The 21,410-nt window shown below is 59.1% G+C and carries 22 protein-coding genes; 7 read left to right on the top strand and 15 right to left on the bottom strand.

Features of this window, described 5'->3' with window-relative positions; all coding sequences use genetic code 11:
* Positions 1-185: 185 nt before the first annotated feature.
* The gene (locus ACQ4OB_RS22570; RefSeq protein WP_430956473.1) at positions 186-977 is read right to left on the bottom strand and encodes a phosphate/phosphite/phosphonate ABC transporter substrate-binding protein; all 792 of its coding nucleotides are present in this window, start codon (positions 975-977) and stop codon (positions 186-188) included.
* Positions 978-1,115: 138 nt separating this feature from the next.
* Positions 1,116-2,057: a fatty acid desaturase gene (locus ACQ4OB_RS22565; protein ID WP_430956472.1), complete on the bottom strand. Its 942-nt coding sequence runs from the start codon at positions 2,055-2,057 to the stop codon at positions 1,116-1,118.
* Between the two features lie 420 nt (positions 2,058-2,477).
* Between ACQ4OB_RS22565 and ACQ4OB_RS22560 the strand changes: the two genes are divergently transcribed.
* On the top strand, positions 2,478-2,903 hold the full coding sequence (locus tag ACQ4OB_RS22560; RefSeq protein ID WP_074879340.1) for a GNAT family N-acetyltransferase: 426 nt from the start codon (positions 2,478-2,480) through the stop codon (positions 2,901-2,903).
* Between the two features lie 12 nt (positions 2,904-2,915).
* Here ACQ4OB_RS22560 and def read toward each other — a convergent pair whose 3' ends face one another.
* The 3 genes from def to ACQ4OB_RS22545 form a co-directional block, all read right to left on the bottom strand.
* A complete protein-coding gene (gene def, locus ACQ4OB_RS22555; RefSeq protein WP_430956471.1) occupies positions 2,916-3,455 on the bottom strand; it encodes a peptide deformylase in 540 nt (179 codons plus the stop codon).
* Positions 3,452-4,408, bottom strand: a complete 957-nt coding sequence (locus ACQ4OB_RS22550; protein ID WP_074879344.1) for a YihY/virulence factor BrkB family protein — start codon at positions 4,406-4,408, stop codon at positions 3,452-3,454. Before ACQ4OB_RS22550 ends, def begins: the two co-directional genes overlap by 4 nt.
* A 171-nt stretch (positions 4,409-4,579) precedes the next feature.
* On the bottom strand, positions 4,580-4,771 hold the full coding sequence (locus tag ACQ4OB_RS22545) for a CsbD family protein (protein ID WP_074879345.1): 192 nt from the start codon (positions 4,769-4,771) through the stop codon (positions 4,580-4,582).
* 199 nt (positions 4,772-4,970) lie between these two features.
* On the opposite strand from ACQ4OB_RS22545, the gene ACQ4OB_RS22540 reads away from it, so the two are divergent.
* On the top strand, positions 4,971-5,348 hold the full coding sequence (locus ACQ4OB_RS22540; RefSeq protein ID WP_074879347.1) for a hypothetical protein: 378 nt from the start codon (positions 4,971-4,973) through the stop codon (positions 5,346-5,348).
* Between the two features lie 66 nt (positions 5,349-5,414).
* On the opposite strand, the gene fadD1 is transcribed toward ACQ4OB_RS22540, so the two are convergent.
* Together fadD1 and fadD2 are read right to left on the bottom strand one after the other, a co-directional pair.
* Positions 5,415-7,115: a long-chain-fatty-acid--CoA ligase FadD1 gene (gene fadD1 / locus ACQ4OB_RS22535; protein WP_074879350.1), complete on the bottom strand. Its 1,701-nt coding sequence runs from the start codon at positions 7,113-7,115 to the stop codon at positions 5,415-5,417.
* Positions 7,116-7,476: 361 nt separating this feature from the next.
* Entirely contained in the window at positions 7,477-9,165 is a 1,689-nt protein-coding gene (gene fadD2, locus ACQ4OB_RS22530) for a long-chain-fatty-acid--CoA ligase FadD2 (RefSeq protein ID WP_074879352.1), read from the bottom strand.
* 228 nt (positions 9,166-9,393) lie between these two features.
* On the opposite strand from fadD2, the gene ACQ4OB_RS22525 reads away from it, so the two are divergent.
* Both ACQ4OB_RS22525 and ACQ4OB_RS22520 read left to right on the top strand, forming a co-directional pair.
* Positions 9,394-10,338 (top strand): alpha/beta hydrolase, encoded by a 945-nt coding sequence (locus tag ACQ4OB_RS22525; protein ID WP_102616733.1) that lies wholly within the window; start codon positions 9,394-9,396, stop codon positions 10,336-10,338.
* Positions 10,339-10,379: 41 nt separating this feature from the next.
* On the top strand, positions 10,380-10,850 hold the full coding sequence (locus ACQ4OB_RS22520; RefSeq protein WP_054044906.1) for a MaoC family dehydratase: 471 nt from the start codon (positions 10,380-10,382) through the stop codon (positions 10,848-10,850).
* A 127-nt stretch (positions 10,851-10,977) separates the two neighbouring features.
* Here the strand turns inward: ACQ4OB_RS22520 and ACQ4OB_RS22515 are convergent, their stop codons facing one another.
* From ACQ4OB_RS22515 to ACQ4OB_RS22500, 4 genes are all read right to left on the bottom strand, one after another.
* Positions 10,978-11,841 (bottom strand): efflux RND transporter periplasmic adaptor subunit, encoded by an 864-nt coding sequence (locus tag ACQ4OB_RS22515; RefSeq protein WP_074879359.1) that lies wholly within the window; start codon positions 11,839-11,841, stop codon positions 10,978-10,980.
* Positions 11,842-11,851: 10 nt separating this feature from the next.
* Positions 11,852-12,058: a DUF1656 domain-containing protein gene (locus ACQ4OB_RS22510; RefSeq protein WP_008151119.1), complete on the bottom strand. Its 207-nt coding sequence runs from the start codon at positions 12,056-12,058 to the stop codon at positions 11,852-11,854.
* Positions 12,045-14,033: an FUSC family protein gene (locus ACQ4OB_RS22505; protein WP_430956470.1), complete on the bottom strand. Its 1,989-nt coding sequence runs from the start codon at positions 14,031-14,033 to the stop codon at positions 12,045-12,047. Before ACQ4OB_RS22505 ends, ACQ4OB_RS22510 begins: the two co-directional genes overlap by 14 nt.
* Positions 14,034-14,194: 161 nt before the next feature.
* Positions 14,195-14,662, bottom strand: coding sequence for a ferritin-like domain-containing protein (locus ACQ4OB_RS22500; RefSeq protein ID WP_102616731.1), 468 nt, complete (start codon positions 14,660-14,662; stop codon positions 14,195-14,197).
* Between the two features lie 203 nt (positions 14,663-14,865).
* Here ACQ4OB_RS22500 and ACQ4OB_RS22495 point away from each other — a divergent pair, with 203 nt between their 5' ends.
* Together ACQ4OB_RS22495 and ACQ4OB_RS22490 are read left to right on the top strand one after the other, a co-directional pair.
* The gene (locus ACQ4OB_RS22495; protein WP_007949456.1) at positions 14,866-15,102 is read left to right on the top strand and encodes a DUF3820 family protein; all 237 of its coding nucleotides are present in this window, start codon (positions 14,866-14,868) and stop codon (positions 15,100-15,102) included.
* Positions 15,103-15,138: 36 nt separating this feature from the next.
* Complete coding sequence (locus tag ACQ4OB_RS22490; protein ID WP_430956469.1) at positions 15,139-16,320, top strand: aminotransferase class V-fold PLP-dependent enzyme; 1,182 nt, start codon at positions 15,139-15,141, stop codon at positions 16,318-16,320.
* 2 nt (positions 16,321-16,322) lie between these two features.
* On the opposite strand, the gene ACQ4OB_RS22485 is transcribed toward ACQ4OB_RS22490, so the two are convergent.
* The 4 genes from ACQ4OB_RS22485 to zwf form a co-directional block, all read right to left on the bottom strand.
* Positions 16,323-17,048: an intradiol ring-cleavage dioxygenase gene (locus tag ACQ4OB_RS22485; protein ID WP_074879369.1), complete on the bottom strand. Its 726-nt coding sequence runs from the start codon at positions 17,046-17,048 to the stop codon at positions 16,323-16,325.
* 365 nt (positions 17,049-17,413) lie between these two features.
* Positions 17,414-18,079 (bottom strand): bifunctional 4-hydroxy-2-oxoglutarate aldolase/2-dehydro-3-deoxy-phosphogluconate aldolase, encoded by a 666-nt coding sequence (locus ACQ4OB_RS22480; RefSeq protein WP_008151112.1) that lies wholly within the window; start codon positions 18,077-18,079, stop codon positions 17,414-17,416.
* Between the two features lie 17 nt (positions 18,080-18,096).
* Positions 18,097-18,810, bottom strand: coding sequence for a 6-phosphogluconolactonase (pgl, locus tag ACQ4OB_RS22475; protein ID WP_430956468.1), 714 nt, complete (start codon positions 18,808-18,810; stop codon positions 18,097-18,099).
* Positions 18,797-20,266, bottom strand: coding sequence for a glucose-6-phosphate dehydrogenase (gene zwf / locus ACQ4OB_RS22470; RefSeq protein ID WP_074879375.1), 1,470 nt, complete (start codon positions 20,264-20,266; stop codon positions 18,797-18,799). Before zwf ends, pgl begins: the two co-directional genes overlap by 14 nt.
* A 239-nt stretch (positions 20,267-20,505) precedes the next feature.
* Here zwf and ACQ4OB_RS22465 point away from each other — a divergent pair, with 239 nt between their 5' ends.
* Positions 20,506-21,366 (top strand): MurR/RpiR family transcriptional regulator, encoded by an 861-nt coding sequence (locus ACQ4OB_RS22465; protein WP_173667542.1) that lies wholly within the window; start codon positions 20,506-20,508, stop codon positions 21,364-21,366.
* The last annotated feature ends 44 nt before the right edge of the window (positions 21,367-21,410 follow it).

Below are 21,410 nucleotides of genomic sequence, written 5' to 3'. Positions count from 1 at the left end.
GCTCCAAGGGTTAGGGGTCGCTGAATGTCCGGTGATCCGGTGACGCGATCCTAGCAAGGAGCCTTATTCATTAATAATATTTAAAAGGCATTTTTATATTCAATTTTGGAATTAAACATCAAAAAAACGCAGCCTCGTTTCTCTCGACAGCTGCTACAGATGCACACCGATTTCTTTCTTCCCGCCTAGCGCAATCGCCCATACCCCAGTGCCTCAGCCTCTTGCTGATAGTCGAGCACAATCTGGTAGTCGCTTTCGCTGGCCGGCAACACCTCTTGCAGACCGAGAATTTCCCTGACTTCGGGCAATTCCTGCAATGTCGTGTTCATCACCTGCCGCAGCGCCTCGGCCTGTTCATCGGTGACCGTCGCGACGGTGATATACGGTAAGGTCGGACTGAACGCACTTCGCGCAATGACTCGCAGGCCGGCCACTTCGTCTTCGGCGTGCCGCGCCAGATAGGTGAAGGTGACGCTGTCGATGGCCGCCAGGTCCGCTGTTCCTTCACGCAACCCGCGCAGGCTTTCGCGGTGGCTGCCGCTGGTACCGACACTGGCGAAGAACTGCCCTTCTTGATGCAGCGGCGCCAGTCGATGACGCAGCAGGTTCATGCCGCTGTTGGAGTCTTCGCCGTTGATCACCCCACGACTGTCGCGAAAGGCCGGCAGGCTGCGCCGTGGATCATCGGTTCGACTCAGCAACAGGCTGCAATGGTTGCCGCCGTTAGCGTCCGGCAGCTCATAGCGAGGACGACCGATGACCCGGACCCGACCACGCAACGCGGTCATTAGCGGATAGCCGCAGGTTTGGGTCAGCAGAAGGTGCGGGGACAGCCAGAGGTCCATCAGCGAAAGGCCCTCGGCGTTGCGGCGGGTGGCACCCAGTCGCTCGAGCATTCGCGTCAGCCAGCGCTCGTTGGCCTCGCGGATCGGTTCGGGGGCGACGTACATCAGTAGTTCAGCGAGGTGTGGTGTCATCGAAAATTTCCCAGCAACGAAATTCTCTGTGAGAGCGGGCTTGCTCGCGAAGGGGCCGGCACATCCAACATCATTGTTGTCAGGCCGATTGCATTCGCGGGCAAGCCCGCTCCCACAGGGTTATGTGGTGGTCATGCCTCAGTGGAATGGATGTCGCGGGCTATCGATCGCTTTCACCCCATTCTCCCGCCACAACTGCCCATAACCCTGCACCAGAAACCCGCCGCTGCGCGCCAGCCATTGCTCCCGACGCGCGCGGTAGGCGCGGGGCAAGTCGTACCAAGGCAGGCCCGGCAAGTCGTGATGCACCAAATGCAGATTGAGGTTGAGGAACAGCCAGCGCCACGGCCAGGCAGCTTCATTGATGACCGTCCTTTGCTCGGGCTCGACGTGGGGACGGTGTTCATAGTAGGAGCGAATCATGGCAATCGATAGCGCCGGCACGCTGATCAGCAACAGGTAATGCCACACCGGCAGCACGCTGTTGTGGGCGACAAACAGCAACATCAGCAGGGTAAACGTGCCGTGGGTCAGCCACATCAACCACGCTTGCCGCTCACCTGCTTTTAGACGTTGCAGTTCTTCCCTGGCCAGCGCCAGCAAGGCTAGCGGTGCACCGAGGGCAAAGCGTCCGAGCACGGTTTTGTTCAGCCAGTGCAGGCCTTGTTCGAACAGCGAACTGTCCTGCCATTGCTCGGCGCTCAGGTAACGGCTTTCGGGATCGCGCCCCGGAAGGGTCAGGTCTTCATCGCGGTGATGCAGCAAATGGCTGTCGCGATACAAGGTGTAGGGATACCAGACGGCGAACGGCGCGTAGCCGAGGATCTTGTTCAGGGATGTCCAGCGGGTGGGGTGACCGTGAAGTAATTCGTGCTGCACCGACAACCAGAGCACCACCAACGGAACCAACAGCACGGTGCTCCACCACAGGCCCAACCAGCCACTGGCGAGCACGATGCTGAACCAGCCGACGTACACGCCGATCAGCAGCATCCAGGTCGGCCACTCGGTGCGAGCGGTCAGGCGTTGGCGCAGGGTTTCGATTTCTTCACGGTGGGCGGTATCGAAGTAATGGGGCATGGCGTTGCTCAGATCGGGGACCAGTCCCCTTCTGTGCAATGACGCAGGAAAATCTTGCAGATTATTTCAAGGAATCGTATGACGATCGTTCCCACGCTCTGCGTGGGAATGCCTCTAGGGACGCTCTGCGTCCAGTGACGCGGAGCGTCACAGGCTGCATTCCCACGCAGAGCGTGGGAACGATCAAGCGATCAATCAATGCGGGATCAATGACCGAACACATCCACCTTCTTGGCCTTCTTGTCCGCGCGTTTTTCGTCGGCGGTTTTTGCCGGTTTCTTCTTTGCCGCTTTTTTTGAATCCATGCCTTTGGCCATGATACTTACTCCACTCATACGGGATGTGAGATCAGGTATACACCTATCGCTGCGCGCACGTTCTTTTATAATCGCCCGCTTTGCGCACCGACAGTCGAAGACCATGCCCAACACCCAGTACACCTTGCTCGCCGAGCCTTTGTGGCCCTTGATGAACAAGTTTTATCGCGCTCACCAATCGTCGATGAAAGCCGTCCGCGACGCTCGACTCTGGGTGGCCAGGCGCGAGGAGATCATCGGCGCACTGTGTTTGCGACCGGTGGCGGATGGGCATTGGCTGACGGGTTTGTTCGTCGATCCGGCTTGTCGTGAACAGGGCATCGCTGCGGCGTTGATCGCCGAGGCGCTCAAGGAGCTTGAAGGCCCGGTGTGGCTGTTTTGTCATCCGGACTTGCGCGGGTTTTATGAACGTCGCGGCTTTACCTTCGACCCGCCACTGCCCTACTCCATGGTCGAACGCTTGAGCCGTTACGCACGCAGCAAACCGATGATCGCCATGGGCCTGAATCCGTTGGAGAGTTCGACTTGAGGTATTTTCGAATCAATCGTCTGCGTTCGGATCGAGATCCGGGAACATCACTTCGGTAAACCCGAACTTGCTGAAGTCGGTAATTCGCGAGGGGTATAACCGGCCAATCAGGTGATCGCATTCATGCTGCACCACCCGCGCGTGGAAACCTGAAGCGATGCGCACAATCGGCTGCCCCTTGGGATCGAAACCTTCGTACCGAATGTGCTGATAGCGATCCACCGCGCCACGCAGGCCGGGCACTGACAGGCAACCTTCGAAACCCTCTTCCAGCGTCGGGCTCAACGGCGTGATCAGCGGGTTGATCAGGATTGTCTGCGGCACCGCTTCGGCGTCCGGGTAGCGGTCGCTGTGCTCGAAACCAAAGACCACCAGTTGCAGGTCGATACCGATCTGCGGCGCAGCCAGGCCAACGCCCCCGACGCTTTCCATGGTCTGGAACATGTCGTCGATCAGTTGCCACAGCTGCGGGCTGTCGAACATTTCGGCAGGCACCGGCGGGGCAATGCGCAGCAGGCGTTCGTCGCCCATTTTGAGGATTTCACGGATCATTTGATGACTTCGTCATTGGTCGGCTTGATCGAGTGGTCCCGACCCAGTCCCGACACATGTTGTTTGGGTTCGTGGCTGTGCTCGCCGGGGAATTTTTCGCCATCATCCTTGCCCTCGGTCGACATGTGTTCGATCACGGCATTCATCTCCGCGCCGAGTAACAGCACCGCGGCGGAAATATAGAAGTACAGCAACAGCACGATGATCGCGCCGATACTGCCATACATGGCGTTGTAGTCGGCGAATGTTTTGACGTACAGACCGAAGCCTACCGATGCAAGGATCCACACCACCACCGCCAGCACCGAGCCCGGGGTGATAAAGCGAAACTCCTGTTTGACGTCGGGCATGACGTAGTAGATCAGCGCCACCGCCATCATCATCAGAATCACGACCACCGGCCAGCGCACGATAGTCCAAAGGGTCACGATGAAATCTTCGAGGCCGACTTGCGCGGCGATCCAGCCCATCACCTGCGGCCCGAGCACCATCAGCGCAGCAGCGATCAAGAGCATGCCGGCGATGCCGATGGTGTAGATGATCGACAGCGGAAAACGCTTCCACGCCGGCCGCCCTTCGACCACGTCGTAGGCGGCGTTCATCGCGCTCATCATCAGCCGCACACCGGCGGACGCAGTCCACAGGGCGATCACGATACCGACCGACAGCAAGCCACCCTTGGATTGCTGGAGCTGGTCGATGACCGGGTTCACCTGCTCCAGCGCCTGGGGCGGCAGAACCAGTTCCGATTGCAGGCGCAGCCAGGAGAAAAAATCAGGCAGGTGCAGGAAACCGATCAAGGCGATCAGGAACAGAATGAAGGGGAACAGCGAGAACAGCATCTGATAGGCCAATGCCGAGGCATAGGTGGACATCTCGTCGTCGACGAATTCGGTGATCGTGCGCACCATGACACGGTGCAGGCGCTGGCCTTTCATGTGTGGGAAAAACATTAGCGTCTCCTTTCGCCGCAAATTTGGTTGAAGTCGTGGCGACTCAGGGGCCGTTTTCTACATCAAAGTAGCGTACTTCGCGAGTTTGAAACAATTTCCTTGTGCAAGTTCAGGCCGACACAAAAACGGCCATCCGCGGATGGCCGTTTCTGTTGCTCATCAAAGGCCTGATCAGGCCTTGTCGATGCCTTTTTTAAGAGCATCCTTGGCTTTGCCGACCGCTTGCTGGGCTTCGCCTTTCCTTTCCTGAGCGACGCCTTCAGAGCGCATTTTTTCGTTACCGGTGGCCTTGCCGACGCCTTGCTTGACGTTGCCGGCGGCTTCGTTGGCCATGCCTTTTACTTTATCGCCAGTGCTGCTCATGGTGTTTCTCCTCTGAACAATTCAACGGAAAAGTCGTTACACAAGGATTGACCGGAAGCGTTTGCGCGGAGTTTCATTTATTTTCACGGCGACATTTCATCGTTCAATGCAGGTTGGGCTTTATGTTTGCCGGCCAACCCCCGAGAATGCGCAACGTATTCAGGCCATGGCGCTGAAGATCCAATCCCGTAGGAATGTTATGAAACTCGATAAAAAGCAGGCCATTGCCCGCAGAAACCAGGAACTTGGCGGTGCTGTGCTTGGCGTCAACAACTGCCATTTCACCGAATTGAACCGCAACCGCAACATCTGGTGGTTCGATATTCCGGTCGCGCGCCTCGCCGTTGGTCAGTACGAGTGGGTTCACCTGCTGATGCACACCCCGGAAACCGACGAACTGCTGCACCTGAAAGTGCCGACGGTATTCCTGCGCGAGAAGCTCGAAGGCCTGGTGGTGCGCAACGAAGGTAAACGCAAAGCGGCCCTGAGCCTGGAACTGAGCGCCGACAAGGACTCGTACCTCCAGGACATGCGCCCTGCGGGTACCAACGTCAATTTCGCGCCGTTCCGCCTCTAACTTCACACATCTCCCTCGCCACAAGAGAGCCAACAAAAAGCCCCGCATCTGCGGGGCTTTTGTTGGTTATGCGCTGACCTTCTTGACGCCGAGCTTCTTCAGCTCTTCGTCGCGCAACTCGCGGCGCAGGATCTTGCCGACGTTGGTGGTCGGCAGCGCATCGCGGAATTCCACGGCTTTCGGCACTTTATAGCCGGTGACGTTGGCGCGCATGTGCTCCATCACCTGTTCCTTGGTCAGCGTCACGCCCGGTTTGGCGACGATGAAGATCTTGATCGCCTCGCCCGACTTCTCGTCCGGCACGCCGATGGCTGCGCATTGCAGCACGCCCGGCAGGGTCGCGAGCACGTCTTCCAGTTCGTTCGGGTACACGTTGAAACCGGAGACCAGAATCATGTCTTTCTTGCGATCGACGATGCGCATGTAACCGTCAGGCTGGATCAGCGCGATATCACCGGTCTTCAACCAGCCTTCGCTGTCGAGGATTTCATCGGTGGCGTCCTGACGCTGCCAGTAACCCTTCATCACTTGCGGACCTTTCACACACAACTCGCCGATTTCGCCTAACGGCTGTTCAACGCCGGCATCGTCGATGACTTTGCACAGGGTCGAGGGCACCGGAATGCCGATGGTGCCGATCTGGATGTTCTGGATTGGGTTGACGGTGGCCACCGGGCTGGTTTCGGTCATGCCGTAACCTTCGCAGATGGCGCAACCGGTGACCGCTTTCCAGCGCTCGGCGGCGGCCAGTTGCAGGGCCATGCCACCGGACAGGGTGACTTTCAGTGCAGAGAAATCCAGCTTGCGGAAGGCTTCGTTGTTGCACAACGCGACAAACAGCGTATTGAGCCCGACGAAACCGCTGAACTTCCACTTCGACAGTTCCTTGACCATCGCCGTCAAATCGCGCGGGTTGCTGATCAGGATGTTGTGATTGCCGATCAGCATCATCGCCATGCAATGAAAGGTGAAGGCATAGATATGGTACAGCGGCAGCGGCGTGATCAGGATCTCGCAACCTTCATGGAGGTTGGAACCCATCAGCGCCTTGCACTGCAGCATGTTCGCCACCAGGTTGCGATGGGTCAGCATCGCGCCCTTGGCCACGCCGGTGGTGCCGCCGGTGTATTGCAGCACGGCAACGTCGCTGCTGGCCGGGTTGGCTTCGGCGACTGGCTGGCCATGGCCCTTGCTCAATACGTCGTTGAACTTGATGGCCTTGGGCAAGTGATACGCCGGGACCATCTTCTTCACGTATTTGATGACGCTGTTGACCAGCAGGCGCTTGAGCGGCGGCAGCAAGTCGGCCACTTCGGTGACGATCACGTGCTTGACGCCGGTTTTCGGCACGACGAGCTGGGCCAGGTGCGCCATGTTGGCCAGGCAGACCAGGGCTTTGGCACCGGAGTCGTTGAATTGGTGTTCCATTTCCCGCGCGGTATACAGCGGGTTGGTGTTGACCACGATCAGCCCGGCGCGGATGGCACCGAAGACGGCGACCGGGTACTGCAACACGTTGGGCAGCTGCACGGCGATTCGATCGCCCGGCTGCAAGTCGGTATGCTGTTGCAGGTAAGCGGCAAAGGCACCGGACAATTCGTACAGTTCACCGTAGGTGATTGTCTTGCCCAGGTTGCTGAACGCCGGTTTGTTGGCAAAGCGTTGGCAGGACTGCTTCAACACCGCCTGAATATTCGGATACTCGTCTGGATTGATCTCGGCAGCAATCCCGGCAGGGTACTTATCCTTCCAAAAGTCTTCGATCATGGAAGCCCACTCCTCAGCAACGCGAATTCATCACCGCATTTGATGCGATTATTATTGGTGTGTGTTTTTTATTGGTGAATCTGGCTTTTATATAGGCCGAGAAGTCACAAAAGCGCGCCGAGAGTAGCAGCTTTGCCAAGGGCCGACTAGAGCCAAAAACCGCCTCTACAGTCACTTTAATGACTCAAGAATAGCAGGCGGTCATTTTAGAGCAAAAATCCTATACAGCCTTGAAAGCCTTGTAAACCGGGCTTTTCGCCCTCTAAAAGCATCGCGGGCAAGCCCGCTCCCACAGGATCACCGAGAACCTTGTGGGAGCGTGGCTTGCCCGCGATCCGCGCAAAGCGCGGCCATTCACCACTCAGGCGATATCACGCAACTCCCGCCGCAAGATCTTGCCCACCGGCGTCATCGGTAACGACTCACGCAAGACGATGTGCTTGGGCACTTTGTACGCCGTGAAGTTTTCCTTGCAGTAAGCCTTCAGCTCTTCAAGGCTGACCCCCGTTTCACGGGCCACCACAAACAGTTTCACCGCCTCCCCCGAACGCTCGTCCGGCACCCCGATCACCGCACAGTTGGCGACTTTCGGGTGAGCCATCACCACGTCTTCGATCTCGTTCGGGTACACGTTGAAACCCGAGACGATGATCATGTCTTTCTTGCGATCGACGATGCGCACAAAACCGTCCGGATCGATCACCGCGATGTCGCCCGACTTGAACCAGCCCTCGGCATCCAGCACTTCGGCGGTGGCTTCGGGTTTCTGCCAGTAGCCCTTCATGATCTGCGGGCCCTTGATGCACAGTTCGCCGCGCTCGCCCAGCGCCTGCTCGACGCCTTCATCGTTGATGACTTTCAGCGTGGTGCCCGGCACTGGCAGGCCGACCGTGCCGAGGCGCGACTTGTCGCCGTACGGGTTGGTGCAAGCCACCGGCGAGGTTTCGGTCAGGCCGTAACCTTCGGTGATGCGGCAACCGGTGAGCTGTTCCCAGCGCTCGGCCGTGGCCTTGACCAATGCGGTGCCGCCGGAGTTGGTGAGTTTGAGGCTGGAGAAATCCAGGGTCTTGAAATCCGGGTGATCCATCAGCGCGACGAACAGCGTGTTGAGTCCCAAAAGGGCCGAGAATCGCCAGTTCTTCAGCTCCTTGATGAAGCCCTTGATATCGCGCGGATTGGTGATCAGCACGTTGTGGTTGCCCGAAACCATCATGCACATGCAATTCGCGGTGAAGGCATAGATGTGGTACAGCGGCAGCGGCGCGACCATCACCTCTTGCCCTTCGCGCAACAACGGCTGGCCGTCATTGCCGAACTGCTCCAGGCACGCCCGCACTTGCTGCATGTTGGCCACCAGGTTGCCGTGGGTCAGCATCGCGCCCTTGGCCAGGCCGGTAGTGCCGCCGGTGTATTGCAGCACGGCGATGTCGTCGAGCCCGATCTTCAGTGGCTTGATACCCAAGCCCCGGCCCAGGTGCAGCGCGCTCTTGAAGGAAGTGGCCTGCGGCAAGGAGTACGCCGGCACCATCTTCTTGACCTTGCTCACCAGTGTATTGACCAGCCAGCCCTTGGCGGTGGGCATCAGGTCGCCCATCTTCGCTTCGATCAGGTACTGGATGTCGGTGTCGGGCAGCACTTCCTGGACTTTCTGCCCGAACATGTTCAGGTAAACCAGCGCCCGGGCACCGGAGTCCTTGAACTGATGACGCATCTCCCGCGCGGTGTACAGCGGGTTGGTATTGACCACGATCAGCCCGGCTCGCAGGGCTCCGAACACGGCAATCGGGTAATGCAGGACATTGGGCATCTGCACCGCAATGCGATCCCCCGGCACCAGGTCGGTGTGGGCTTGCAGGTAACCGGCGAACGCTGCGCTGTAGCGTTCCAGTTCGGCGTAGGTCAGGGTTACGCCCATGTTGCTGAATGCCGGGCGGTCAGCAAATTTCTTGCAGGAACGCTCGAACACCTCGATCACCGACTTGTAGGCCCCTTGATCGATGTCCAGGGGCACGCCGGCCGGGCGTTTGTCATTCCAGAAATCAGGTTGCATTGTTCTTGTCCTCTTTACCTGAACCTATCCGGGGCCGCTTTTCTGCCCTTCTTAAAAACAAAGAGCGAAAAAGCGGGACTCCACGGACACTAGCAGCTATGGCGAATCAGGCAAATATGCGCACGGTCGACATTGATCGTGTGAATCTTGCTGCCGTGGCGTGGCCTGATCAGACGCCAGCGACGGGATGCGCTATACACTGTTTCGACCCTGAGCAAAGGAATCGCCATGATCCACGACACTTTCTGGCTGACCGCGAGTGACCGCAGCCGCCTCTTCGTCAACCAGTGGCTGCCCGCCGCACCTTTAAAAGCCGTGATCCTGCTGGCCCACGGCATGGCGGAACACAGCGGCCGCTATGCGCGTCTGGCAGAAAAGTTCTGTGAGCAGGGATACGGCGTGTATGCGCCGGACTTGCGTGGACATGGCAAAACTGCCGAAAACGGGACGCTCGGCCATTTCGCCGACGATGACGGTTGGTGCAAGGTGGTCGGCGACCTGGCGAGCCTCAACCAGCACATCGGCCAACAACATCCGGGAGTGCCGATTGTGCTGCTCGGTCACAGCATGGGCAGCTACATCGCCCAGGCCTATCTGCTGCACCACAGCGCCAGCCTGCACGGCGCCGTTCTCAGCGGGTCGAACTTCCAACCGGTGGCGCTCTATCGCGCGGCGCGACAGATTGCGCGTCTGGAACGTTTGCGTCAGGGGCCGAAGGGTCGCAGTGCGCTGATCGAATGGCTGTCGTTCGGTTCGTTCAACAAGAAATTCAAACCGGTGCGCACGCGGTTCGACTGGCTCAGCCGCGACCCGACAGAGGTCGATCTGTACGCCAATGACCCACTCTGCGGCTTTCGCTGCACCAATCAGCTGTGGATCGATTTGCTCGGTGGGTTGCAGCAAATCAGCAAAGCGTCCAATCTCGCTCAGATTGATCCGGGCCTGCCGTTGCTGGTCATCGGCGGTGAATGTGATCCGGTCAGCGATGGCAAGCGTCTGAAGGATCTGGCCCATGCGCTACGCGCTGCCGGCAGCCAGAGCCTGCAACTGACTATTTACCCGCAGGCACGGCATGAGCTGTTCAACGAGAGCAATCGCGATGAAGTGATCAATGACGTGTTGAACTGGATCGCCCAGGCGCTGAGCCACCGCCGGCCACCCAGATCGGAATAGTTTTTTTTGAATTTATTTATTCGTGACAGGAATCGAAACAGATGACCCAGGTTACCAACACCCCTTACGAGGCCCTTGAAGTCGGCCAGACCGCCAGCTACAGCAAGACGGTCGAAGAGCGCGACATTCAGTTGTTCGCCGCGATGTCCGGCGATCACAACCCGGTGCACCTGGACGCTGAATTCGCCGCTGGCACCATGTTCAAGGAGCGCATCGCTCACGGGATGTTCAGCGGCGCGCTGATCAGCGCTGCCGTTGCCTGCGAGTTGCCTGGGCCGGGGACTATTTATATCGGTCAGCAAATGAGCTTTCAGAAGCCGGTGAAGATTGGCGACACGCTGACCGTGCGCCTGGAGATCCTCGAGAAGCTGCCCAAGTTTCGTGTGCGGATTGCCACTCGCGTGTTTAACCAGCGCGATGAGTTGGTAGTGGACGGCGAGGCGGAGATTCTGGCGCCGCGCAAGCAGCAGACCGTGACGTTGCCTGTCTTGCCGGCGATCAGCATTGGCTGATTGGGGGACCTGATCGTTGATCGTTCCCACGCTCCGCGTGGGAATGCAGCCCGGGACGCTCCGCGTCCCATCAACAGCCGAACGCAGAGCGTCCGTTGAGGCATTCCCACGCAGAGCGCGGGAACGATCAGCGGTTACCCTCCTGCACCTGCACACTCGCCGTCATCCCCGAACTCAGATTCATCCCTTCCGGTAACTTATCAATCTTGATCCGCACCGGAATCCGCTGCGCCAGCCTGACCCAGTTAAACGTCGGTTCGACCTCGGCCAGCAACTGCCCGTCCGGTGTGGTGTTGCGATCGGTAATCCCGCGACTGATGCTTTCCACATGCCCTTGCAACCCCTCCCCCGCGCTCATCAACCAGATCTTCACCGGATCGCCCACACGAATCCGCGGGAGTTTGGTTTCCTCGAAATACGCTTGCACATAGAACGTCGAATCGTCGATCAACGCCATCACCGATTGCCCGGCATTCACGTAGTTGCCTTCAGCCAGGCGCAGGTTGGTGATGTGGCCATTGCGGGGCGCATGGACCTGACTGCGCGTGAGGTTGAGTTGCGCAACCTTGGCTTCGGCCTGGGCTTCACGCAGTTCGCCACGGGCAATGCCGGCATTGATTTGCGCGTTCTCGCGCAGCTCGGCACTGATCGCCTGCGGACCGAGGGCCGCTCGGCGGCTGGCTTCGTGTTCGCGCAGATTGAGTTGCTGCTGGCGGGTCTGCACCACCGCCTGGGCTTTCTCCAGCGCCGCTTCGAAACGATCGCGGTCGATGCTCAGCAACAAATCGCCGGCCTTGACCTGCTGGTTATCAAAAGCCTTGAGCTCACGCACCCAGCCCGAGACATCCGGCGCGATCACCACCACGTCGGCGCGGATCCGCGCGTCCCGGGTCCAAGGCGTGAGCATGTAGTACTGCCACAAATGGAAGCCGGCAAAAATCGCCGCCGCCACCAGGCACAAGGTCACCGCGACACGTATCGGTGTGCGCATTTTCAACTCCTTATAAAGGTCCGAGGACGACAGTGATCAAGGTCAATACACAGACGTACAAGGCGCAATCAAATAATGCTTCGTGCCAGATCCAGCGGCCCACCGGCGTCAGGCGCAAGAGCATGCGCAAGGCTCCGGTGACGAGCAGCGCCAGCAGCACATAAATCAGAAACGGACTGAGCAGCACGCCACCCACCGACCACTCACGCAAGCCCATGGCTTTGCTCCTGTTGACGGCACCAGGCGCGCCAGCTGCTTTGCAATTGCAACACCGCGCCTTGGGCCAGTTTCACCGCATCGCTGGGGGGCAACGCGTACAAGGTCTTCAAGAATTCTTCGCTCGGTTGCGCCAACGCTTCGGCGCGACTGCCGGCCGGGCCTTGCTCGAGGATTTTTTCCAGCTGTTCGAGATAACGCCGCTGAGGCGCGCTGACCGGTGCCTGCGCCACCGCCAGGCTCAAACGCAAATGCAGCAATTCGTCGCCGATGTCCAGGCCGAGCAAACCATCGTCCCAGCGACTGCGCGCCGGTTCCGGCAGCTCGGGATAGTGCCGCGCCAATTGCAGCAAACGGTCGGCCATGCGCCCGCCAAACCAGCTCTCGGCACCGCGCAGATTGCGCCGGGTCAGGCGCACCAGATCGGCAAGAGTCGCCGCCAACAAACGCCGACCGTGCCATGTCGGATCGCGCAGGATCAACAGATGGAATGCCAGCACGGCGGCACCCACGCCGACCACGATGGATTGAGCGCTGTTGAAGAACGTCGCGACATCGTAGTTCATCGCATTGAGCGGTGAGACCAGCACGATGAAGTGCAAACAAAATGAGGTGGCCGTCGCACCGATCTGCGGTTTGGCCATGCCCAGCGCGCCGAGGAACAACGGCACGCCCATGCCCATGCACAGCAAGGCAAAACCACTCCATTGCGGCAACAGAATCTGCCCGACGATAAACGCGGCCGGAATCGCCAGGAAGATCCCGCGCATAAAACTCATGCCGATCTGTGCGCCATTCTCGCGGCTGGCGAACAGGCTACACACCACGCACGTCAACAGCAGCGCGCCGGAGGCCGCGGGCCAGGCGGTCGCCAACCAGAAGCACGAGACCACCAGAAACGCCAAGGCACTTCGGGCACCGAACATCAACGCCAATGACAGATCGCGGTGCGGTGCCAGGGTTCTCGGTGGATCGTCCGCTTCCTTGCCCTCCTCGACGGCGTTCAACGCAGCGCTGGCCGCCATCGCGGTATCGAGCAACAAGGTGAAACGAGCCAGGCAGTAACTCTGCGCAGAACTGATGTGCGGGTCGTGGGAAGCGTCGAGCAACTTCGGACGCAGCGCTTGCAGGGTCGCGGTATCCGGGCTGTCGAGCGCCTCTTGAACCTCAGTCATCCAGGGCAACAGTTGCTCGGCTTCCTGAGGCTCCAATTGCTTCCACTGACGGCGCACCGAACGGGCGATACGCAGCAGCATCAACAGTTTTTGGCTCAAGCCGCTGATCGCCCGCGCTCGTTGGCGGCCCAGGCTTCCTTCAAACCAGGCATGCTCGCGCTGGGCGTCGACGGCGACGATCCTGCCGAGGATTTCCAGCAGGCCTTTACGCGCCTGACCATCACCGGCCAGGGTTGCACGCGCGGCGTTCATACCGCTTTGCCACGCTGCCCGCGCCTGATCCGCCAGTTGCCGTTCGACCCGCATCGGCCAGAGCAGCGCACTGGCGGCGGTGGCGCAAAGAATGCCCAGGCAGATTTCCGTACAGCGAGCCACGGCTTGATCGAACACCGTCAGCGGATGAGTAATGGCCGGCAACGCGATGATCGCCACCGTGTAACCGGCCAGCACGAACGAATAGGACCAGGCGCTGCGCAGCAAGGTCGAACTGGCCGTACACAGCCCCAGCCATAACGCCAAGGCCAACAAAAACAGCCAAGGCGTCTGGGCAAACAACCCCATGAACACCACGGACATGATCGTCCCGACCAGAGTCCCCAATAACCGCGCCAGGCCCTTCTGCACCACCATCCCGGACAAGGGCTGGGCGACGATGAATGCTGTCATCAATGCCCAGGCCGGTTGCTCCAGACCCCAGCGTAATGCCAGCCACAGCGCCAGGCCGCCGCCAATCAAGGTTTTGATCGCGAACTGTAAAGCGCGGCGGTCAGGCGCGAACAGAGCCTGCAAGGTGATAGGCACGTAAAGAACTCTTGGAAAAAGGCGATTTAACGATAGTCGGGATCGGGTTCAGTCACTTGATAAACAAATTATTAGCTAGCTAACTAACACGCGTCCAGTGCTAATTCCCGGACACAAAAAAAACGCCAGACTGGCTGGCGTTTTTGACAGGCAACGATCGCTTACGAGCGTGCGCGCGCCTGGTTACGCAAGGCTTTTACCTGATCGTGATTGCGTTGCACGCCGTGGTACTGACGTTCAACCAGGTCACGAATGCCCACCAGGTTGTATTTGTTGATTTTTTCGATGGCTTCTTTGTAAGCCTTCAGTGCATGGTCTTCACCCCGTTCGGCTTCGTTCAGCACGGCTTCTTCATCCTTGCCGGTGAACATCGCTTTCACGTCGACCCAGCGACGGTGCATATCACCGCTGACGCTGGTGGACGTTTCCGGATCGCCGCCTAGCGAACGTACCTGGGCCTGCAGTTCGGAAGCCGCAGTGGCGCAGTCGGCGGAACGCTGTATGAACAGGGTTTTCAGTTCTGGGTGTTTGATGTCTTCAGCGCAAGTCTTGAACCCTTCCTGACCGTCTTTGCAGGTTTCAATCAGGTCGTTGAGTACAGAGATGGCTTCTTTATTCATGTCGGTCATTTTCAATTCCTCGCGGGTTGATGAAAGATGCAATAGGTGTTGCACCCTGCATGCCAGCTTTGAATTGATTATTTATTCTTTATATTTCAAACACTTATCTTTTTATGCCAGATCGTTATCCGCTTTTTTTGCATGATCTGTCATTTGGCCTGCATGCAGAATGCCTGTATTTTCCAGACTGTTTTAATCAAGACGACTGATTGATGAATCCTGAAAAACTCGAACTGTTGATTACCCGTGAAATGCCCTTCGGCAAATACAAGGGCCGGATCATTGCCGACCTCCCCGGCCAATACCTGAACTGGTTCGCTCGCGAAGGTTTCCCCCATGGCGAACTCGGCGGTTTGCTGGCCTTGATGCAGGAAATCGATCATAACGGCCTGTCGGAGTTGCTCGAGCCGCTGCGCGCCAAACATGGCAAACCCGCCCCTCGCCATTGACCCGACACCCAGACCTGGCCCCAGATTGAGTAGCCCATGCCCGATAACACTCGCCGCGCCCGTGATGAAGCCTTCTGGCGAACCTTTGCCGACCGATACGCGGTTGAACCCGGCCCGGTCAACCTCGAAAACGGGTACTTCGGGCGCATGTCGCGCACGGTGGTCGAGGAATACCAGCGCAACATCGAACTGATCAATCGCAGCAACTCGGTGTATGTGCGACAACGCTTCGAACAGGGCGAAAGCCTTGAGATCCGAGCACAGCTCGCCGATCTGGTGGGCGTACCCGCCGACACCGTCGCCCTCACCCGCAACGCTTCGGACGGTCTGCAATCGCTGATCCGCAACTACAACCGTCTGAGCCCGGGCGATCAGGTGCTGATAGGCGATCTGGAATACGACACTGTCAAAGGGGCCATGCGCTGGCTGGCACGTCATCGCGGTGTCGAAGTGATCGAAATCGAACACTCGCACCCCGCCAGTTTCGACAGTTTGCTGGCCACTTACCGCGAAGCTTTCATGCGTTATCCGCGACTCAAACTGATGGCCCTGACTCACGTCACTCACCGTACCGGGCTGGTGATGCCGGTGCAGGCCATTGCCGCCGCCGCCAAAGAACACGGCATCGACGTGATCCTTGACGGTGCCCATGCGCTCGGCCAGCTCCAGTTCAATCTTGACGATCTCGGCATCGCGTTCGCCGGTTTCAACCTACACAAATGGATCGGTGCGCCGCTGACCCTGGGCTTCATTTACATCGCCCCGGAACGCCTGGCCGACATCGACCCGGACATGGGCGAGATGCATTTCCCGGTCACCGACATTCGCGCCCGCACGCCGTACAGCACGCCCAACATCCCGGCGCTGCTGACCCTGCCGCTGGTGTTCGAGGAGCATCAGGCCATGGGCGGTTCCGCCGCCAAAGGCGCTCGGCTCAATTACCTGCGCAACCGCTGGGTGAGCGCTGTGCGCGAGTTGCCGGGGATCGAAGTCATGACCCCGGACGACCCGCGACTGTATTGCGGCATCACTTCAATGCGCTTTACCCGGCATGCCGATCAACAGGTAATGGTCGAGCGGCTGCTCAAGGACTACAACCTGTTTACCTTGGCGCGCAGTGGTGCCGCGAGCGGTCCGTGCATTCGCATAACGCCGGGGCTTACCACCACGGCTGCAGACATGGATTTGCTGGCCCGGGCGCTGACCGAACTGCGCTGACGTCACACGGTGTGTTTGTCGAAGTCCTCGGGCTTGATCTGCGTCGACACCGCGAAGGTGTCGATGCCGATGGTCGTGTGCCCGAAGTAGCCGTCTATATTCGAGTCTCGACTCAGGGTGTGAACGTTCAAGGTCGACGCTTCGCCGCCCATGTTTTCATAGAAAAAGTCTTGATCGTTGGTCAGCGGCGAAACGGCTCGACCACGGTACTCCTTGGCGTTGAGTACCGAGCGCGAGGCGACTTCGGGAAAGTAGAGCTGACCGACCCAGGCAACATGCCGCTCTTCCAGGTAGTTGTTGCCTTCCATAATGCGTACCACGACGTGGATGTGCAGCGCTCGGCCGGCGTAGAACCCCGGATAGATCGTGGTAAACCGCACGATGCCGTTCTTGTCGGTAAATTGCCCGCCTCGCAGGTAAGTGTCGTCGTCGGTTCGCGGGATCGAACCTATGTCGTCGACGTCGATTTCCGTGTCTGGATTGACCTTGCTCCAGCCCGAATACGCCCCGCGTGCGTTGCAATGCCAGATATCCACCAGCGCGTCAGTCACCGGTTGACCGGTCATGGCATCGACGATCGTCAGCCTCAGCACCAAGGGAATGCCATCCATCCCTTCGCTGATGTTTCGTCTGATCAGTTTCGCATTGCGGAAATAAGGACCGGCGATCTGTTCGGGTGAAAGCAGGTAAACCGCGGGTGCGGGTGAAATCGGAGTGTTGTCTTCCATGACGTTCTCTCTTCCATAAGAAGAACGCAGGTTAATGCTGGCCGAGCAGCGAGGTGCGGTAACTATGTATCGCATGATGTCGATCTGTAGCAGCTGCCGAAGGCTGCGTTCGGTTCGGGCCGCGATCGGACGTAGCAGTCGTAAAACCAGAGATTGCGGTACGTAGGCAGACCGCTTAAACCGGATTTACGACTGCTACGTCCGATCGCGGCCCGAACCGAACGCAGCCTCGCTGGGGCTCGACAGCTGCTACAAAGAGCGAGTCGACAGCCAAGAGGGTTTTCATTGGGCAAAAAAAAACGGTGCACCGACCAAGCGCACCGTAAAGCCGTAGAACACACAACGAAGTGTTTGGTAAAAGCCGATCAGTCCAGCAGCGCCAGTGCCTCGGCGGTGCATTCCTGAATGCGGGCCCAGTCGCCGTTCTTGATCCACTCCGGATCAAGCATCCAGCTACCGCCCACGCACATCACGTTTTTCAACGCCATGTAGCTCTTGATGTTGGCCGGGCTGACGCCGCCAGTCGGGCAGAATTTCACTTCGCCAAACGGGCCGCCGAGGGCCTTGATAGCCGCGACGCCCCCGCTGACTTCCGCCGGGAACAACTTGAAGCGGCGATAACCCAGGCCGTAGCCTTCCATGATGCCGGAGGCGTTGCTGATGCCCGGCAACAGCGGAATCGGGCTGTTGACGCTGGCTTCGAGCAGGTCACGGGTGATGCCCGGCGTGACGATGAACTGCGAACCGGCCGCTTCGGCAGCCGCCAGCATGTTGCGATCGAGCACAGTGCCGGCACCGGTCACCAGTTCCGGACGCTGCTCACGCAGAATCTGGATAGCCTTGAGGCCGAACTGTGAACGCAAGGTCACTTCCAGGGCCGTCAGGCCACCGGCCGCGAGGGCGTCGGCCAGCGGCAGGATGTCTTGCTCGCGAGCGATGGTAATCACCGGCAGGATCCGCGCCTTGGCGCAAAGACTGTCGATCAGGGCAACTTTGTCCGCCATGGAAACGGTCGGGGATGGGGTTGTCATAGCGGCTGTTCCTTGGCTCATGGGCACCAGTAAATCTCTAACGTAGGTTGCAGAAACGCGCGAATCGGCATGGCGGCGACATCGTCACCGGCCAATGCGGCACTCAGGGTGGTCAGCTTGGACTGACCGGAAATCGATAGAACGGTGTGCTTGGCCGACGCCAGCAGCGCACGGCTCATGGTCAAGCGCTGATGCGGCACGGTCGGCGCCAGCATCGGGTAGCAACGACGTGTGCCGTCGGCTTTCAAGGCGTCGGCCAGGTTCGGGCTGTTCGGGAACAGCGAGGCGGTGTGACCGTCGTCGCCCATGCCGAGTATCAGCACGTCGATCGGCGGCAATTCCGCGAGCAAACGATCCGCCTGCTCGGCCGCCTGTTCAAGGTTGGCCGTGGCGCTGTACAGACTCAGGAACTGAGCCTTGGCCGCCGGGCCTTGCAACAGATAACGCTTGAGCAGACCGGCATTGCTGTCGGCGTGTTCAACCGGTACCCAGCGCTCGTCGGCCAGGGTGACGACAACCTTGGACCAGTCCAGCGTCTGCTTGGCCAAGTGCTGGAAAAACGCCACCGGACTGCGTCCACCGGAAACCACCAGGGTCGCGGTGCCGCGCGCGTCAATCGCGTCACTCAGTTGCTTGGTCACATTCAGCGCCAGGCCTTCGGCCAGCAACACCGGGCTTTTGAACTTATGGGCGCTGACGCCCTGAGGCAGTTTCAATTCAGATATCGCCATACCACGACCTCCCATCCCGCGTGATCAGAGCAATGGAGCTCATCGGTCCCCAGGACCCGGCCGCGTACGGCTTGGGCGCATCACCGGATTTTTTCCACCCGGCGATCAACTGGTCGCACCACTTCCACGCGGCTTCGATTTCATCTTTACGGACAAACAGGTTCTGATTGCCGCGCATCACTTCCAGCAACAACCGCTCGTAGGCATCGGGAATCCGTGCGCTACGATAAGTGTCGGAAAAATTCAGCTGCAACGGACCGCTGCGCAGCTGCATGCCCTTGTCCAGGCCTTGTTCTTTGGTCATCACGCGCAAGGAAATGCCTTCGTCCGGTTGCAGGCGGATAATCAGCTTGTTGCTGATTTGCAGGCGCTGCTCGGGGGCAAAAATGTAGTGCGACGGTTCCTTGAAGTGGATGACGATCTGCGACAGCTTCTGCGGCATGCGCTTGCCGGTACGCAGGTAAAACGGCACGCCGGCCCAACGCCAGTTGCGGATATCGGCACGCAGCGCAACGAAGGTTTCGGTGTCGCTCTGGGTATTGGAGTTCGGCTCTTCCAGGTAACCGGGAACCGATTTGCCTTCGCTGTGACCGGCGATGTACTGACCGCGCACGACCTGAGTGGTCAGGCCTTCCGGGCTGATCGGCGCCAGCGCCTTGAGCACTTTGACTTTCTCGTCGCGGATGCTGTCGGCGGACAGGTCGGCGGGCGGGTCCATGGCGATCAGGCAGAGCAGTTGCAGCAGGTGATTCTGGATCATGTCCCGCAGCTGGCCGGCCTTGTCGAAATAACCCCAGCGACCTTCAATCCCGACCTTCTCCGCCACGGTGATTTCCACGTGGGAGATGTAATTCTGGTTCCACTGGGTTTCGAACAGACTGTTGGCGAAACGCAGGGCGATCAGGTTCTGGACGGTTTCTTTGCCCAGGTAGTGGTCGATGCGGTAGGTGCGGTTCTCCGGGAAGAACTGCGCCACGGCGTCGTTGACCTTGCGCGAGGATTCCAGGTCCGAACCGATGGGTTTTTCCAGCACCACACGGGTGTTTTCGGTCAGGCCGACCTTCGACAGGTTCTCGCAGATCGCGCCATAAACGGCGGCCGGTGTGGCGAAGTAGGCAATCACCCGCTGGGCGCTGCCAGCCATCTCGGCCAGGGCGACATAATCGTCAGCCTTGAGGAAGTCGACGTGCAAGTAACTCAGGCGGGCCAGGAAGCGTTCGACCACGGCCTCGTCGAGCTCTTTGGCGCCGACGTAGCGGCGCAGTTCGGAGGCGATGAACGCCAAATGCTGCTGCTCGCTGCCCGGCTCACGGGCCAGCGCGATAATTCGCGTGTCCTCGTGCAAGAGGCCTGCGCCATCGAGCTGATAAAGGGCAGGAAACAGCTTGCGCAAGGCCAGATCGCCGAGGGCGCCGAACAAGGCAAAGGTGCACGGTTCAACCGTAATCGAAGGCATGATGTTTGTTCTTTTATCAAGTTAAGCTACAAATACCTTTTTTCAAGGCATCACTCAAGGGAAAATGTAGTAATAACCACAACATTTTCGCAAAATACAGATTCCGAGTGGTGGTCGGTCGGAGCCATCAGTAGGATAGGCCACCGTTACGGGCCCGATCAAAGTCCCAATTTGCATAGCCGGGGCCCTTATTTGCATTGCTCTCATGTTTGCGGAGCTAAGGAACATATATGGACCGCGTGCGAAATTTACTGGAACAGATCCAGAATCGCCTTGAAGACCTGAACAAGGCAGAACGCAAAGTCGCCGAAGTCATCCTGCTCAACCCAGAGCAGGCCACCCGGTTCAGCATCGCCGCCCTCGCCCAGGCCTCAAAGGTCAGCGAGCCGACGGTCAACCGTTTCTGCCGTTCGTTTGGCGTCAGCGGCTACCCGGAACTCAAGCTGCAATTGGCCCAGAGCCTGGCCAGTGGTGCCGCGTATGTCAGCCGTGCGGTGGAGGCCGACGACAATCCCGAGGCGTATACCAAAAAGATTTTCGGCAGCGCCATCGCCTCGCTGGACAGTGCGTTGCAGGCGCTTGACCCGAACCTGATCAGCCGCGCCGTCGACCTGTTGATCCAGGCCCGGCAGATCCACTTCTTCGGCCTCGGCGCCTCGGCCCCGGTGGCGCTGGATGCGCAGCACAAGTTCTTCCGCTTCAACCTTGCGGTCACCGCCCACGCAGACGTGCTGATGCAGCGCATGATTGCGTCGGTGGCGCACACCGGCGAGTTGTTCGTGATCATTTCCTACACTGGCCGCACCCGCGAACTGGTGGAAGTGGCGCGAATTGCCCGGGAAAACGGTGCTTCGGTATTGGGCCTGACGGCCGAGGGTTCGCCACTGGCCAAGGCCAGCACGTTGAGCCTGAACATTCCGCTGCCGGAAGACACCGACATCTATATGCCGATGACGTCGCGGATCATTCAACTGACCGTGCTGGATGTGCTCGCCACTGGTATGACCTTGCGCCGAGGCGTGGATTTCCAGCCGCATTTGCGCAAGATCAAGGAAAGCCTGAATGCCAGTCGGTATCCGATTGGGGATGAATTCAACTAGCTCACTGATCGTTCCCACGCTCTGCGTGGGAATGCCTCTAGGGA

It is taken from the genome of Pseudomonas sp. ES4 (genome assembly GCF_050586665.1).
Taxonomy (GTDB): domain Bacteria; phylum Pseudomonadota; class Gammaproteobacteria; order Pseudomonadales; family Pseudomonadaceae; genus Aquipseudomonas; species Aquipseudomonas frederiksbergensis.
The sequence above is the reverse complement of the archived record's forward strand: the minus strand, read 5'-3'. Positions and strand labels throughout refer to the sequence as shown.